Annotated in this window: 15 protein-coding genes; 1 reads left to right on the top strand and 14 read right to left on the bottom strand. The window is 42.9% G+C overall.

Annotation, left to right across the window (positions count from 1 at the left end; genetic code table 11):
• Positions 1-54 precede the first annotated feature (54 nt).
• From BLR65_RS00720 to BLR65_RS00705, 4 genes are all read right to left on the bottom strand, one after another.
• Positions 55-939 carry a YicC/YloC family endoribonuclease gene (locus tag BLR65_RS00720; RefSeq protein WP_093791453.1) on the bottom strand — a complete coding sequence of 295 codons (885 nt, stop codon included), beginning with the start codon at positions 937-939 and terminating at the stop codon, positions 55-57.
• Between the two features lie 148 nt (positions 940-1087).
• A complete protein-coding gene (locus BLR65_RS00715; protein ID WP_143122460.1) occupies positions 1088-1690 on the bottom strand; it encodes a hypothetical protein in 603 nt (200 codons plus the stop codon).
• A gap of 221 nt (positions 1691-1911) precedes the next feature.
• The gene (dapF, locus tag BLR65_RS00710; RefSeq protein WP_093791449.1) at positions 1912-2745 is read right to left on the bottom strand and encodes a diaminopimelate epimerase; all 834 of its coding nucleotides are present in this window, start codon (positions 2743-2745) and stop codon (positions 1912-1914) included.
• Between the two features lie 34 nt (positions 2746-2779).
• Positions 2780-5536 (bottom strand): calcium-translocating P-type ATPase, SERCA-type, encoded by a 2757-nt coding sequence (locus tag BLR65_RS00705; protein WP_093791447.1) that lies wholly within the window; start codon positions 5534-5536, stop codon positions 2780-2782.
• A 147-nt stretch (positions 5537-5683) separates the two neighbouring features.
• Between BLR65_RS00705 and BLR65_RS00700 the strand changes: the two genes are divergently transcribed.
• Positions 5684-7447 (top strand): Rqc2 family fibronectin-binding protein, encoded by a 1764-nt coding sequence (locus tag BLR65_RS00700; protein WP_093791445.1) that lies wholly within the window; start codon positions 5684-5686, stop codon positions 7445-7447.
• Here the strand turns inward: BLR65_RS00700 and pyrR are convergent.
• From pyrR to proC, 10 genes are all read right to left on the bottom strand, one after another.
• The gene (gene pyrR / locus BLR65_RS00695) at positions 7425-7988 is read right to left on the bottom strand and encodes a bifunctional pyr operon transcriptional regulator/uracil phosphoribosyltransferase PyrR (RefSeq protein ID WP_093791443.1); all 564 of its coding nucleotides are present in this window, start codon (positions 7986-7988) and stop codon (positions 7425-7427) included. The two genes, BLR65_RS00700 and pyrR, sit on opposite strands and share 23 nt — an antisense overlap.
• A 4-nt stretch (positions 7989-7992) precedes the next feature.
• Entirely contained in the window at positions 7993-8910 is a 918-nt protein-coding gene (locus BLR65_RS00690; protein ID WP_425441005.1) for an RluA family pseudouridine synthase, read from the bottom strand.
• Between the two features lie 45 nt (positions 8911-8955).
• Positions 8956-9369, bottom strand: a complete 414-nt coding sequence (gene lspA, locus BLR65_RS00685; protein WP_245692265.1) for a signal peptidase II — start codon at positions 9367-9369, stop codon at positions 8956-8958.
• Between the two features lie 159 nt (positions 9370-9528).
• Positions 9529-10359 (bottom strand): TVP38/TMEM64 family protein, encoded by an 831-nt coding sequence (locus tag BLR65_RS00680; RefSeq protein ID WP_245692264.1) that lies wholly within the window; start codon positions 10357-10359, stop codon positions 9529-9531.
• A gap of 224 nt (positions 10360-10583) precedes the next feature.
• On the bottom strand, positions 10584-11111 hold the full coding sequence (locus BLR65_RS00675) for a nitroreductase family protein (RefSeq protein ID WP_093791439.1): 528 nt from the start codon (positions 11109-11111) through the stop codon (positions 10584-10586).
• Between the two features lie 24 nt (positions 11112-11135).
• On the bottom strand, positions 11136-11468 hold the full coding sequence (locus tag BLR65_RS00670) for a DUF5665 domain-containing protein (protein ID WP_245692263.1): 333 nt from the start codon (positions 11466-11468) through the stop codon (positions 11136-11138).
• A 76-nt stretch (positions 11469-11544) separates the two neighbouring features.
• Complete coding sequence (ileS, locus tag BLR65_RS00665) at positions 11545-14346, bottom strand: isoleucine--tRNA ligase (RefSeq protein ID WP_281241472.1); 2802 nt, start codon at positions 14344-14346, stop codon at positions 11545-11547.
• 358 nt (positions 14347-14704) lie between these two features.
• Positions 14705-15157: a DivIVA domain-containing protein gene (locus BLR65_RS00660; protein ID WP_093791435.1), complete on the bottom strand. Its 453-nt coding sequence runs from the start codon at positions 15155-15157 to the stop codon at positions 14705-14707.
• Between the two features lie 20 nt (positions 15158-15177).
• Positions 15178-15972, bottom strand: coding sequence for a YlmH family RNA-binding protein (locus BLR65_RS00655; RefSeq protein ID WP_093791433.1), 795 nt, complete (start codon positions 15970-15972; stop codon positions 15178-15180).
• Positions 15972-16784, bottom strand: a complete 813-nt coding sequence (gene proC, locus BLR65_RS00650; protein WP_093791431.1) for a pyrroline-5-carboxylate reductase — start codon at positions 16782-16784, stop codon at positions 15972-15974. The genes BLR65_RS00655 and proC overlap by 1 nt, the downstream gene beginning before the upstream one ends.
• Between the last annotated feature and the right edge of the window lie 24 nt (positions 16785-16808).

Below are 16808 nucleotides of genomic sequence, written 5' to 3'. Positions count from 1 at the left end.
ATGACTCCTCCTATACATTTATAGGCTATTTTAAAATGCAATGCTCTTTTACTACTACTCTATGTTTTGGATTTGCTCTCTGATCTTCTCGATTTCACTTTTAATTTCTACCACAATATTGGCAATAGTAGAATCGTTGGCTTTGGAAGCAATCGTATTTGTTTCACGATTTATTTCTTGAACAATAAAATCCAACTTGCGTCCTACAGCTTCGGAAGATCTCACTGTTGTATGGAATTGGGACAGGTGGCTTTTGAGTCTGACAATTTCTTCCGTAAAATTAGTCCTGTCAGCAAAAATGGCTGTCTCCTGCAGCAATCTGGATTCATCAGGATCTGCCCCTACAGAGGCTAACAGTTCACGTATGCGAGACAACAGTTTTTCACGGTATTCAACGAGAATTTGCGGCGCACGGTCTTCTATTGCGGCGATTAATAGGTTGAGCTTGTCGATTCGTGCCAGTAAATCGTGTTCAATATTAGTTCCTTCGGCTTCCCGCATTTTCATCAGATTACTGATTGCGTCATTAATGGCGGTTGCTAATTTGGGCCACAACTGTTCTACATCTTCACTAACTTCCACCACTTTAAGTACTTCCGGATATTTTGATATATGGTAGATACTATCGGTAGCCGGCATTTCTAATATCTGAGCTAATTCTCTCATTGCATTATGGTAAGCGATTGCTAATTCTTTGTCAACCCTTACCGTTCTTTTCTTTTCCCCATATTCATCAACTGTGATAAAAGCATCTACCCGTCCGCGTAAAATACTGCTGGCAATTGTGCGACGGATCTTATCCTCCAAGCTGCCTAAAGTCTTAGGCATCCGGATAACGATTTCATTATAGCGGTGGTTGACCGCTTTAATCTCAGCGACAATATGATAATTTAAGTCGATATACTCACCCCGGCCAAAACCGGTCATACTCTTGAGCACGAACTTTGCACCTTCCTTTGCGTATGTTATTATTAGCGGATAACACGATTTTAACCGTAGATTTTTTCATTTACTTCGCTTTGCTTATCCTAAATCCCTTTTCTATAAAAAAAATAAATGGAGATAATCTCCATTTATTGATAAAATTTTATTTAAAATTAGGTAAATTGAAATAAAAACGGTGTTCTTGTTTATCTTTGGTTGTTACTGTCAAGATAATAGGGTTATCTAAATTTATTTCTTGTTCGCGAAAATAAAAATAGGAGTAATTAATAAATTGGGGCTCCCCGGAAGGCCAGGATGTTTTGGCAGGAGCATTGATTAAAGAATGGTAAGGTCTAATTATTTTCTTGTCTTGCTTAATGAAAACTCGCATACCATTACTAAAATTTTCACTATTACCGTTAATTGTTAAGCTAAACACCAGGCAACCGGCATAATCAGCCAGAATTTTTTCACTGTCGGCAAGCTGGACTGATTGATTGTTTCTCGCTTTATCGCGAGCATCGTTGGCTAAGAGTAAAAACGGAGTGTACAAATAAGCCCTCTCTGTTTTAGCATTAATAACAGATGCCTGTTCTTCATAAGCAAGCCAAGGCTGAAGAAAATCGGTAAGGGCTAATTGCTTGTGTTTGGTGCCATACTCCTGCGCCTCCAGGATAACGTCCCTGTTTACTAAGGCGATTGCATTAGTTGACAAAGGAATAGACAGTAAGATGATTAAGCTGAGAATACCAGTAATGAGTTTCATCTCAACACCTCCGCTGACAATATATCTTGCCGTATAAATATTAGGCGCAGGCATAAAAAATTCCTTTTTTTCTGAAATTAAAAATCAACTAATAATAAGCGGCTCCATAAGAGCCGGCTTATTATGCATTATTAGCAATATAACCTTTCTGAGATAGTATGTAAGAACGACTAGGGCGTTGCTAGCACCCTAAAAGGCTTGATACAAGCCCCCGTCTTTTCTTATAGCAAATATTCGCCGCGAAACACTTCTACGGCCGGTCCTGATTTATAAATATGGTTATTGTCAGCCCACTCAATAAGAAGGTCACCACCGTCCAATTTAACCGTGGCTTGACGGTCAGTGTGCTTATTTAATACTGAGGCCACTAGCGCGGCACTGGCACCAGTACCACAGGCTTTGGTTATGCCGGCGCCCCGTTCCCATACCCGCATTCTAATTGTTTGGCGGTTAAGAACTTGGATAAATTCAACGTTAGTTTTTTTGGGAAACAAGGAATGTGTTTCAATTTTCGGTCCGATATGTGCTATATTGATTTTGCTTATATCGTTGACAAAAATGACGCAGTGCGGGTTCCCCATAGAAACACATGTGATAGTAAAAGTCTCTCCTTCTACTGTTAAAGGCATGTTTACTATTGGTTCTTCGTAACTACCAACAACCGGAATTTCAACCGGCCTTAATCTCGGTTCTCCCATATTTACTTTAACTGTTTGCAATACGCCATCTTTAAATACAAGTTCAGGGGTAATAATCCCCGCTAAGGTATCGAGCGTAATTACTGTTTTATTAATAAGACCATTTTCATAAAGATAACGGGCGACACAGCGAGTGGCATTGCCGCACATATCGGCTTCGCTGCCGTCTGAGTTGAAAATGCGCATTTTAAAATCAGCAATCGCTGATGGCAGCAGCACAACAAGTCCATCAGCGCCGATTCCAAAGTTTCTGTCACAGATAGCCAGTGCCTGCTTTTGATAATCCGCAATATGTTCTTTCATGCCATTGACAATGACAAAATCGTTGCCTAATCCATGCCATTTAGTAAACTGCATAGTTTTTTCCCTCCTGGTAGTAATATTGAAATTTTTATCGACTTTGGGGTATAACGGCACGGCGGGACGGACGATGTCTGAATAAATGCTTAAAGGCGTTTAAGATCAGCGTCCACCCTGACACTAATATGATAAGGGTCCAGTGAAACCAAGATAAAGGTACAGTTGAAAAAATCGCGCTTAAGAAAGGTATGTACATTACGGAAAGTTGCATAATTGTTGAAAAGGTTACGGCGGCCAGCAAGAATAGATTTGTTGTAAATTTAAGTTCAAAGATGGTAACTGTCTCTGAGCGGCAATCAAATACATGAAACATTTGGCAGTATACCAAAGTAGCAAATGCTGCCGTACGGGCTAATGCCAAATCGTTCTGTAGATAGTATATCACACTAAACACAAAAAGTGTGCTTAAACCAATTTGAATACCACGCCCGATAATTTTGCGGCTTAGTCCACGCGAAAAAATACTCTCTCCCGGAGGACGGGGCGGTTGTTGCATAATTGTGGGATAACTGGGGTCAACACCAAGCGCCATAGCCGGTAATCCGTCGGTGACAAGGTTGACCCAAAGAATTTGTACAGGTAAAAGGGGCATCGGCAACCCCAAAAGTGTTGCGAGAAACATAGTGAGTACTTCACCAATATTACAGGATAATAAGTAACGGATGAACTTGCGAATATTTTCGTAAATACCACGGCCTTCTTCAACAGCTGCCACAATTGTGGCAAAATTATCATCGGCCAAAACCATTGAGGAAGCTTCTTTAGTTACATCGGTGCCGGTAAGGCCCATCGCTACGCCGATATCGGCTTCTTTAATTGCGGGTGCATCATTAACACCATCACCAGTCATAGCAACAATATGCCCCTGGCGCTTAAGCGCCCGCACAATCCGTAGCTTATGGGAAGGAGAAACACGAGCGTACACGGTAACCCGGTTAACGATAGCGTCAAGTTCCCTGTCGGTTAACGCATCCAATTCTTTACCTGTTAGGGCTTTATGCTGCTGTTCTTTATAGATACTCAACTCCTGGGCAATTGCAATTGCCGTATTTTTATGGTCGCCGGTAATCATAATTGTTTTAATACCGGCTTCGCGACACATAGCGATTGAGGCTTTAACTTCTTCACGCGGTGGATCGATCATCCCGATCATACCGGCAAATATTAGATCATTCTCTAAAGACTCATCAGGAGTTTGTGCTTGAGCCGGTGTTAGTCGGCGGTAAGCGACTGCCAAAACTCGTAAGGCTTGTGAAGCCATTTGGTCATTTATACTATTTATACGCGAAATATGATCGGCGGTAAGTGATGTGGGTCCTGCTGCCGTCTGATAATAGCGGCATAATTCTAAAATAACGTCAGGAGCGCCTTTAACATAAAGAATATTATTATTATTGGTATCACGATACACTACTGACATGCGGCGGCGTTCGGATTCAAACGGAATTTCAGCCACTCGCTTTTGCTTCTTCTCAATCTCGGCCTGCCAAATACCCGCTTTAGCTGCGGCAACAATAATAGCGCCCTCAGTCGGGTCTCCTGCCACTGTCCAGTTGGGTTCACTTTTGTTTCGCCATATACCGGTAATTGCAATATTATTTTGTTTTATAACACTGTTATTACACAGGGCGCCTATTGTCAGGCATTGTTGTAAAGCTTTATCTTTAACTACATCAAAAGGTTGTTGATTGAGCAGGATATCACCTTTTATATCATACCCCGCACCGGTAATTTCATAATGATTGTTGTCAACAAAAACCTGACGTACCATCATGGCATTTTGCGTTAAAGTGCCAGTCTTATCAGAGCAGATGACTGTAGTACACCCCAGCGTTTCAACAGCCGGCAGCTTACGAATGATAGCTCGTTGTTTAATCATCCGCTGCACTCCAAGCGCCAAAGCAACTGTGACTATTGCCGGCAGACCTTCGGGAATAGCGGCAACTGCCAAGCTTATACCGGCCATACACATAAGAAACAAAGACTCGCCTTTTGCTACTCCGGTTATTACAACAACCAAACAAATAGTCAAACAACCCCAAACCAACCATTTTCCAAGATGGTCAAGACGCCGTTCGAGCGGCGTGGTTTCTTCCGCTGTGGCCTGTATCATACCTGCAATATGACCAACTTCTGTGCTCATGCCGGAAGCACAGATAACGGCTTTTCCCCGTCCTTTGACTACGCTGGTACCTGCAAAGACCATATTTTTTCTGTCCCCTAAAGGTACGTCTTCGCTAAATTGACGGTCAGCAACTTTACGAACCGGCAAGGATTCACCTGTTAAGGCAGCCTCTTCTATTTCTATGCTATGGACATCAATCAGGCGACCATCAGCTGAAAGTTTGTCACCGGTTTCAAGTACTAAAATATCGCCAGGTACAAGATCTCTGGCAGGAATTTGTTGAATCATCCCGTTTCTAATTACCCTAGCAGTAGGCGATGCCAGTTTTTTTAGGGCTGCTAGCGACTGTTCTGCCCGATATTCCTGGATAAAACCTAGTATAGCATTCATTAGTACAATAGTTAAAATAGTAATGGCATCGGCATATTCACCCAAAAATGCAGATATCAGTGTGGCTCCCAATAAAACCAACACCATAAAATCCTGAAATTGTGCCACAAACTTTTTCCACCAGGCAGTTTTCTCTTTTTCCACTAATTCATTAAAGCCAAACTTTTCCAGTCTGGCTTTTGCTTCAGCAGAAGATAATCCGTCGACAAAGCTGGTTTGCCAGAATTGAACTACTTCATCTGACGTACGTGTATACCATTTTTCCTTATCCATGCAGCCACCTCGCTACCATGTGTTTTGCTATATTAATCATAGTATTCTGGCGGCTGTAAAATTAGACCGGGTTTGACCGTTTATTGCGATGAGTGTTATACTATTGGCAAATTGTTACACGTTTTGTTAACTGGCGGAGGTTACATTATGAATATTGATGGATTGTCGCTTGCACCGCTTGTAGGTGAACTTAATGCAGCATTGACTGGCGGGCGCATTGATAAAGTATTTCAACCTGATCCTTTTTCGCTTTTGTTATGGGTGCGCCAGCCAGGAGAAACGCTGCGTTTTCTTCTTTCAGCAAACCCGGAACGACCTAAATTGTTTATCACGACGGAAATCCCGGAAAATCCGGCTGTAGCTCCTAGTTTTTGTATGCTGCTCAGAAAGCATCTGGAAGATGGGCGGATTGCCAGCATTGAACAGCACAGCCTTGACCGTATAATCAATATTAATATTGATGTGCGTGGTGAACGCGGTTTAATCTATACGAAACGCTTAGTTATTGAAATAATGGGGAAATACAGCAATATTATTTTGCTTCAGGACAACACGATAATTGATGCCATCAAGAGAGTGAGTGCTCATGTAAGCCGCCATCGTCAGGTTTTGCCTGGTAAAGAGTATCTTTATCCACCAGGGCAAGATCGCTTGAGTATCTTAAAGACTGATTCTGAGGAGTTTTGCAGGCAAGTAATGGCCTCGTCTGCCGCTTTCCTCAGTAAAGCTATTATTGCAACCGGAATTGGCATTGGTCCGCTAACTGCAAAAGAAATTGCCTGGCGGGGCGGGTTTTCTCCAGATATCAGTATAAACAATCTTGATATCTCCGATCTAGAAGCATTAAGTGAAGCAGTTGCCAGTATTGCCAGGCAGATAAAAGGCGGTTCCCCTACCCCCACTGTTGTGGTTGAGGGAGAAAATAAGCCACTGGCGATTGCCGCGTTTATTCCTGAACATCTTAGTCAGTATAATCTTCATCAATTTCCCACAATGAGTGCTGCTGTCGACTTTTTTGATAAATTTAAAGGGCGTCCGGCATTACCGGCAAAAGACCTGTTGACGAAATTGGTTTCAGCAGAATTAGCAAAGTTGACCCGCAAACAAGCCGTGCTAGCCGATGAATTATCGCAAGCTGAACATGCTGACGAATATAGAAAATGCGGAGATATTATCATGGCTAATCTGTATGCTGTCACTCCTGGCTCTGACAAACAGACGTTAGTGGACATCTACAGTGAGATGGATGAACCGCAAGAGGTTACCATTACCCTAAACCCTGCATTATCACCCGTTGAAAATGCGCAGCAATATTATACGAAATACAATAAGGCCAAGCGGGCTGAAGAGCATTTAGCAAGTCAGCTTAAAGAATGTCAGGACGACATTCTTTATTTAGAAAGCATTACAGTAGCCTTGTTCCATGCCCATGTAAGTGCGGAAATTAACGAAATTCGCCAGGAACTAATTACAGCCGGATATATAAAAACAGCCGACAAACGACATTTGCCAGCGGTTTCCATACAACCACTTTCCGGGCGTACTAGTGACGGTTTTACCGTTATTATCGGTAAAAATAATCGACAAAATGACACAGTTACTTTTAAACAGGCTCGCCCTGATGATATTTGGCTGCACACAAAAGATATTCCTGGTTCCCATGTTATTCTTCGCAGTGAAAACCGTGAGGTTTCGCCCCAGGCAATTAAAGAGGCCGCGCTGTTAGCCGCATACTACAGCAAAAGTCGGCAATCAGCCAATGTACCCGTTGATTATACCAAACGCCGTTATGTACGCAAACCTGCAGGAACTAAACCGGGGTTTGTTATTTACGATCATCAAAACACGATTTATGTTACCCCGGAAGAGACATTCATTTCAAGGTTTCTTAATTCTCAACAAGTTCCTTGATGACAACCTGTTCATTGTTATCTGTTGAAGTCAGCTGTACGCTGACTATTTCTTTGCGTGAAGTCGGTACATTTTTACCGACATAGTCAGCTCTAACGGGAAGCTCACGATGACCACGATCAATGAGTACAGCCAACTGAATGGCTGATGGCCGGCCAATATCAATGATGGCATCAAGCGCCGCCCGTACTGTGCGTCCAGTAAACAACACGTCGTCAATAAGCACAACCTTCTTATCGTTAATAGAAAATGGGATAAGTGTTTCATGAACAATGGGTTGATACGCTAACGTGGATAAGTCATCCCGATATAAAGTAATATCAAGCACGCCGACAGGCAAATCAACTCCTTCGATTCGCTTGATTTCCTCCGCTATTCGCTTAGCCAGCGGAACACCGCGTGTCCTGATGCCGACAAGTACTACATCGCTGACTCCTTTGTTGCGTTCAACAATTTCATGAGATACCCGGGTTAAGGCACGTTTAATGGCTTGTGCATCCATGATGGTCGCTTTATCTACCATATTAACTAGTTTTGCCATACATTTATATCTCCTCTCTTTTCATTGCCTGTAATTGTTTGAGTATGTCAGCCATATCTGATGGCATTGGCGTAGTAAACAACATATCTTGTTTCGTCACCGGATGTTTTAACGACAGTTCTGCCGAATGCAGGGCTTGGCCTTTTATGGTAAAATGCTTTTTTTCGGGACCGTATTTGGGATCGCCAACAACAGGGTGGCCGATATATTGCATGTGAACTCTGATTTGATGAGTGCGACCTGTTTGTAATTTGCACTCGACCAATGTAAAATTGGTAAATCTCCCAACAACGCAAAAGCGAGTTATTGCTTGTTTACTATGTTCGAACGTAACGGCCATTTTTTTGCGATCTGATGGATGCCGGCCAATGGGGGCATTAATTATTCCCTGTTCTTCCGCAATATTGCCATGAACAATAGCAATATATTTGCGGCTTGCTGTACGATTTTTAATTTGTTCAGCTAAGTTAAGATGGGCATAGTCATTCTTAGCGGCGACCATAACGCCAGAAGTATCCTTATCTAAGCGGTGTACGATACCTGGCCGAATTTCACCGTTTATTCCTGAAAGATCCCGACAATGCTCAAGTAATGCATTGACCAGCGTGCCCTGGTAATTGCCGGCGGCGGGGTGAACAACCATGCCGCGTGGTTTATTAATAACAATTATGTCAGAATCTTCATAAAGAATGTCAAGCGGAATATATTCTGGTAAAATTTCAACTGGTTTTGCCGCAGGAAAAATTATAATTACACTATCCTTAGCTTGGACTTTATAGTTTGCTTTGGCCGTTTTGCTATTTACTGTTACCAGACCATCCGCAATAAGCTTTTGTATATGTGAACGTGACAATTCAGTAAATTGGTTTGTTAGCAATACATCAAGCCGAAGGCCCTGTTCTGCTGCTGCGACTTCAACTATTGATGTGATAGTGTCGTTATTTTGATTTTGCTCCACAGTATCCTCCTATCTTGAGCTTTCTTGATCTTCGGTCGGAAAGGACATAAAAACGAGGGTATATATGACACAGCCAACACCAGTTACAATCGCCATATCGGCTAAGTTAAATACCGGCCAAATACGAAAGTCTAAAAAATCTATTACATAGCCGGTTTGCACACGGTCAATAACATTGCCAATCGCTCCACCGGCAAGCAAACTTAACCCTAACCGCATAAGCATAAATTTTTTGGGAATGTGTTTAAAAAAATAAAAGGCAAGCCCCAACATAAACAATGCAATAACAATGAAAAATACGCGCTGATTTTCTAAAATGCCAAAGGCAGCTCCAGGATTTAATACATAAGTGATATGAAAAATCCCGTCAATCACGGGTATAGACATACCTGGGAGCATATGGGCTTGAATATACTGTTTCAACCACTGGTCAAGGATGACAACTACTGCAGCAATGGTTGCTAATAATGATATCGGCACCAGTCTTCTCTCCTATCCTGATCTATTATATAAGCTATATAACATGATACCGGAATTTTTACCAAACGTAAAGCGGCACAACATGAATTGCTGCGCCGTTACTTATTTATCATTGTAAGAAGTAAAATAGCGCTCAATAGTGCTACGATAGTAATAAACAACCAAACCGGCAAGAACCAACAGCGAGGTAATCATTACTACTGATTTTACACTATGGGAAAGGTTTTGGCCTAATATGGAATAGAGTATTATGGCTGGTGTTTGGCCGATCGCAGTTGCTGCAGCAAATTCATATAGGGTGAGTTGAGTTAGACCCGCGCCATAACTGATTACTTTAAAAGGTATTAATGGCACCAAACGTGTAATAAACACAGCAAATATGCCATGCCTTTTAAAAAATCTATCTGTAAAATTTAAGAATTTGGCACTGATAAATCTTTCAACTACCGGCCGTCCATACCAGCGGGCAATACCAAAATCCAGAGCTGCGCCTAAAAGGGCTCCAAACCACGAATAAAGGGCGCCATATTTCCAGCCAAATATCCAGGCATTTGAAATGGTGATAATAAGTCCCGGAACCAGAGGTACTATAGACTGTAATGTCATTAAAGCAATACTTGTTACGGGAGCCCATAGACCATAAGATAAAATAAATTGCCGTAATCCCCCAAAGTTACGATGTTTTAAGTATGTAATACCCTCTGTAGCAAATTCTTGTACTCCGGGAAAGCAAAAATAGGCGGCAATAGCCAGTCCTAAAACGCCAATTCTGGTTAGTAACACCATATAGTTTATCTTGGGACAGGTCATCAAGCCACCTCCTAGCCCATAGATCTTTTTATACAAAATATTCATCACATTCATCGTTTTTGCATGCGGTGAGTAAGGTTGCAACCTAAATAGTATACCCAGTACCTTTTTATAATTAAACAAGAAAAATTAGAATCCTTCATAATTAGAAAACCCGGCCGTTTTCTAGCTTTGGTGAAATGTTCGGCAGAAACCTTATCGACCTTATTTATTATCTTACATGCTATACTGGCTGCTAATGTAAAAAGTAAACCAAGCGGATAACCGCTCGGTTTACTTTTTGGTTAGAGGTCCTTTAGGCTTTAAGGGAGTTTGTCATGTCGGCAAAAGCTAAGTGTTCATTACTATTAATGGATAAATTTGACGACCTCTTTTAAGCGTAGTCGCTCTTTATAGTCTTTTGGTGATTCATCACTATAACCTAAACAAATCAACGCAACAGCCCTGAGACGTGGTGGAGCTTCTACGGCTTCCTGAACTTTTTTTTCGTCAAAGGCACCGACCCAGCAAGCGGCAATTCCCAATCCCTCGGCGGCTAAAAGAATATTTTGCGCGGCGGCGGCTGAGTCTTGGAGACAATATAGCTGAGCACCACGCTCACCGTACTTTTCGTTGGACCGGGCAGGGTCAGCCAGAATAACCACAACGGTTGGTGCGTCAATAATTTGGTTTTGGTCAAAAGCTGCGCTAGCAAGCTTCTCTTGTACAGATGGATCTTGTACCACATAAAAATACCAAGGTTGCAGGTTTCCGGCACTGGGGGCCATATTACCGGCCTCCAGAATTCTTGTAAGAGTAGGCTCGGGAATTTGCTCTGACTGGAAATTTCGAACACTGTGACTATCACGAATGCAATCAAAAATATCTTTTGTCATAGGCCACCTTCCCTAAATTGATAATTAAAATGTTCCTTTCTTAGCTTCAACAAACCGGACAATATCAGCTATAAAGCCACCGATACCAGGTATATTAAGCAGAATCAGTTGCTTTAGAAAAGAGAGCAAGAGGGCAAACACTAAGCTGGCACCAATTGCAATGCCTAAACCACGGGCAATACCGGCAACAAAATTAGTAAAAATCAGTCTGGCCGGCCGTTCCAACAATTCCATATAATCGGCAATTCGCATGGCCTCCAATCGGTTTACAAGCCTTTCTAGTTGTTTGGCTACAAATTCGGACTGATTATTATCTGTATTTTCATTAGTAGTATTTACCCGATGTTTATTGTCCATACAACCGTCCTCCACCTGTATTATTATTACCCGGCAAATGAAAATAAACCGGGATTTAGCTCCCGGTTTATCAAACTTACATGTTTTTTACTACAGTAGCACAGCGCTGACAAAGAGCCGGATGCTCATTATCCAGGTTCACTGTCGGGCTATAAATCCAACAACGTTCGCATTTGATGCCTTGTGCCGGAGCCACGGCAATAGCGAGTTGCATCTCGGCAACCCGGTAGGCTTCACCCGGAGCTTGTTCAAATCTGTCAGATAAAGTTACGTTAGAGACAATGAGTAACGTAGCTAAATCATCCTGGATGGCAGAGAGTGCAGTTAGTTCTTCACCGGCAGCATAAAGGCTGACCGCAGCATCTAATGAATGACCAATTACCTTATTGCGCCTTGCTGTTTCCAAAGCCTTAGTAATTTCACCACGCATTTCCAGTATCTTCGCCCATTTAGCTTCCAGCGCAGTATCAAGATATTCAGGATGAGCTAGCGGCCAACTGGCTAATTGTACGCTCTCGGGTTGATTTTTTCTTTTAGGCATATATTGCCATACTTCTTCTGCGGTGAAAGTTAATACAGGTGCAACCAGTGTTACCAGGGTATTAAGAATTTCATACATGGCTGTTTGCGCGGCACGGCGCTCAATCGAAGCGGGCAATGCGGTATAAACGCGGTCTTTAAGAATGTCCAGGTAAATCGAGCTTAAATCTACGGCACAGAAGTTATGAACAGTATGATATAACAGATGGAATTCATATGTTTCATAGGCTTGGGTGACTTTGGAACGGACTTGTTCCAAACGCATAAGTGCCCAACGGTCAATCTCCAGCAATTGATTAAAAGAAACTTTGTCAGTATCGGGATTGAAGTCATGTAGGTTGCCTAGAATGTAACGGAAGGTATTGCGAATTTTGCGGTATACTTCGGACAATTGTTTAAGAATATCATTGGAAATGCGAATATCGGCTTTATAGTCGGCTGATGCCACCCACAGACGCAGAACATCGGCACCATATTTTTTAATAACTTCCTGCGGATAAATAACATTCCCAATCGATTTAGACATCTTACGCCCTTCGCCGTCCACAACAAAACCGTGGGTTAGGACCGCTTTATATGGCGCTGCGCCCTGCGTGGCTACCGAAGTTAATAGCGAAGATTGAAACCAGCCGCGATGCTGATCACTGCCTTCCAGGTATAAATCCGCCGGCCACTGAAGTTCCTCACGCTGCCTGAGAACAGCCGCATGGCTGGAACCACTATCAAACCATACATCCATAATATCGGTTTCTTTTCTGAATTCTCCATGGCCGCAATGTGGGCATGTGAAGCCTTGAGGGAGAATTTCCTCCGGTTTTTTGGACCACCAAGCATCGGAACCTTCACGCCGGAAAATTTCCTTAACCGCAGTAATTGTTTCATCGTTTATTATATGCTCATTACATTTGGCACAGTAGAAAATCGGTATGGGAACTCCCCAAACCCGCTGACGTGAAATACACCAATCATGCCGGTCGGCAACCATATTGTGGATGCGATCTTCACCCCAACTGGGAATCCATTGAACTTTATGGGCAATTGTTTCCAGTGCTTCGCTTCTAAATCCGTCAACCGAAGCAAACCATTGTTCTGTCGCACGATAAATAATCGGATTTTTGCAACGCCAGCAATGTGCATATTGATGTTTGACCGAACCTTTGCCCAATAACCGTCCATGTGCCGCCAATTCTTTTATGACCGGCACATTAGCATCAGCAACAGTCATGCCGGCAAATTTACCGCCCTCCGCAGTAAATTTGCCAGTAGGATCAACCGGGCAAATTATCGGCAGATCATATTTCATACCTACTTCAAAGTCTTCCTGGCCGTGTCCGGGAGCAGTGTGTACGCAACCGGTACCGGCTTCTAACGTTACATGCTCGCCTAAAATAATAGGCGACTCCCGTTCAATAAACGGATGATGGAATACCATACCTTCAATTTTTTCACCTTTCATCGTTGCCAGTATGGTATATTCCCCTAAGTTGTTAGCTTTGACAACAGTTTCTACTAACTCGCTGGCTAAAAGATAAATTTCATCACCTGTTCTTACCCAGGCATATTCAATCTCAGGGTGAACGCAGATTGCCACATTGGCCGGCATTGTCCAGGGGGTTGTCGTCCAGATGACGGCATACACTTTTTCCCGGTCAACACCGGCAGGCAAGTTGCCTTTATCATCAATTAACGGAAATTTTACATAAATGGAATGTGATTTCTTTTCCGCATATTCTATTTCGGCTTCTGCCAGTGCTGTTTCACAGGAGGTACACCAGTAAACCGTCTTTAATCCTTTATAGATATAGCCCTTTTTGGCCATTTCGCCAAAGACTTTGATTTGTTCGGCCTCATATTCAGGAATTAATGTTATATATGGATTTTCCCAGTCACCGGCGACGCCCAGACGTTTGAAGTCTTCCCGCTGAAGGTTAAGGCATTTCAGTGCGTACTGCTTACATTCGCGACGCAGATCAAGGGGGTTGAGTTCATGACGGTTTAAGCCGAGAATTTTGATAGCCGCATGTTCAATAGGCAGGCCGTGTGTGTCCCAGCCCGGAACATAAGGCGCATCGAATCCCTGTAATGATTTGTATTTTATAATAATATCCTTAAGAATTTTATTTAATGCCGTGCCGATATGAATATTACCATTGGCATACGGCGGTCCGTCGTGTAGGATGAATTTTGTTTTTCCCTTGCTTTGGGAAAGTTTCTTCTCATAAATTTTTTGTTCATGCCAGTATTCCAACATTTTGGGTTCCCGTTCAGGAAGATTAGCCCGCATCGGAAAATCTGTCTGCGGCAGATTCAGTGTTTTGCTATAATCCAAAATTAGCACCTCCAATAATAAATAAAAAAACTCTCATCCCTAAAAAGGGACGAGAGTTAAAATTCCCGTGGTACCACCCTACTGACTTTATTATAAGTCACTTGAAAACGCAATAACGGGCGTCAGGCGGCGAAGCTTACTTTAAATGTTCAGCCTGCAGTTCGGGAGAGATTGAAAAAGCTATGATATTGATTACCGGGCTTACACCATATCCCGGTTCGCTGTAAACCGCCATCAGAGCACGTCTCCGTCATTACTGATACCATATTATCATATACCCATATATTATACATGATTGACGAGTAAAGTCAAATATAGGGCGCGAGTGCGGCAAAAAGGCCAATAGTAAGTCCATGATCAGGCAAAACTAATTTTCATCCTCTTCGACTGTATTGAGCATTTCCATTTGGGCTTCCAAAAGAGTACGCAGACGAGTACGGAAAATTTGCGATTGCTTTTGAAGTTCCTCATATTCACCAGTCATTCTGCGAACTTTAGCCAGAGCTTCCTCGACTAGTTTTTGCGCACGGATTTCTGCTTCCTTAAGAATCAACTCAGTTTCTTTTTTGGCATTAAGTTTTACTTCCTCAGCTGTTTCTTGTGCAATGACAAGCGTACTGTGGAGAGTGTTCTCCATATGTTGATAATGTTCGAGTTTGCTGTTAAGACGTTCAATGGTATCTTTCAATTCTATATTTTCGCGGTAAAGGGTTTCATAGTCTTTGATAACATTATCCAGAAACTCGTCGACCTCTTCTTCATTATAGCCACGAAAACCGCGCTTAAACTCTTTATTATGAATGTCTAATGGCGTAAGCATAACTCTCCACCCCTATTCTATTACATAAATCGCTTAAGTAAAATGCTGTACCTACCTTTTTTGGTTTGCCCGGGAACTTCAATCACTTCGATCCGGCCGCGGCCACGCATTGAAATTATGTCGCCAACCTTTACGGCCTGCGATGGGCTTTTGGCTTCTTGCCAGTTTATTTTGATTTTAGCAGCCGTGATATCTTCGGCCATTCTCGTCCTTGAGGTCCCAAAACCGGACGCAGCTACGGCATCCAATCGCAAAGAAGCTACCGTTGCCCGGATTTCCTTAACTTTTTCCTCTTTTGCCGGAATCATGGCAAGAGCACACTCGGCAACAGACACGACAGCCTGTCCGACTTCGGTTAAATTCTGGATTATATAGGCGGCCATAGCTGAGTCGGCTATGAGATAACACTGATCTCCGGCCATAATAATATCACCTAAAACCTCTCGCTTGATTCCGAGCCCCATAAGCGCTCCCAAAACGTCACGGTGTGACAGATGGTAATAGCGGCTGTCACATTTTATTAAGATTGCTGCCAAATCAAATGCGAAAGAATCAGCATATTCAAGAAAATCAGTATCAACAAAAGCCGCTTTAACCCGTTCCGCTCCGGGATAGCCACCGCTTGTTTCCAGTGCCAATCTTTCATAGTGCGCAATAATAGTTTCGGCAATACTTAATCCATAAGGATCAAGAAAGTCACTGACTTTATATTTTTTTGTTTTAAGGGCAATTTCTGCCAGATCCAACAGTTTTGCCGCTAACTCAGCATCACCTGAGGACCGGTAATAACGTAAAATTTTATCACGTTCGTTCATTACCGTCTCCCCATCTCACGTGAGCGGTTAGTAGCGGCAACAACAGCGTCGATAAGAGCAGCTCGTACCCCGTTTTGTTCTAAGATATGAACACCTGTAATGGCAGTACCACCCGGCGATGTTACCATATCCCGCAGTTTGGCGGGATGCTCTCCGGTTGCAAGCACCATCTTAGCGGCTCCTAGTAAGGTTTGTGCTGCTAACAGAACGGCTGTTTGGCGTGAAAAACCTACTCTGACACCCGCATCTGTGAGAGCATCAATCAAAACAAAGGCATAGGCCGGACCACTGCCTGACAGACCGGTAACGGCATCCATCGTGTCTTCACTGACCGTAACAACTTGGCCAACAGAAGAAAAAACCTGAGCCACAGGTTTACTTACTTCTGTGGTCGCATATTTTCCCAGTGCCATGGCAGACATGCCTTCGCCTACGGCAACCGGTGTGTTGGGCATAACACGAATGATCGGTACTCCCGGCATCTTGTTTTGATAAGTGCTGATTGTTACGCCGGCAGCCACCGTTACCAGTACGGTGGATTTGGACACTACCGGAGCAATTGTATCAATAACGCCATTAATGACCTGAGGTTTTACTGTTAGAAATAAAATATCAGACTGCCTTGCTGTTTCCTGACTGTCGGTGGTTGTTAAAATCGTAAAAGTACCACGCAGGTAGTCCAGACGTTCTACGGAAACATCACTTACCAGTATTTGCGACGGCACTACCAGCCCTGCATTTAAAATGCCGCGAATGAGTGCTTCAGCCATGGCGCCGCCGCCAATGAAGCCAATTTGTTTATTTTTTAGCATAGTTCCTCCGTCTGGTGCTCTAAC

Source organism: Sporomusa acidovorans (genome assembly GCF_900101845.1).
In the GTDB taxonomy this organism is placed as follows: Bacteria; Bacillota; Negativicutes; order Sporomusales; family Sporomusaceae; genus Sporomusa; species Sporomusa acidovorans.
This window is presented reverse-complemented; position numbering and strand designations above follow the sequence as displayed.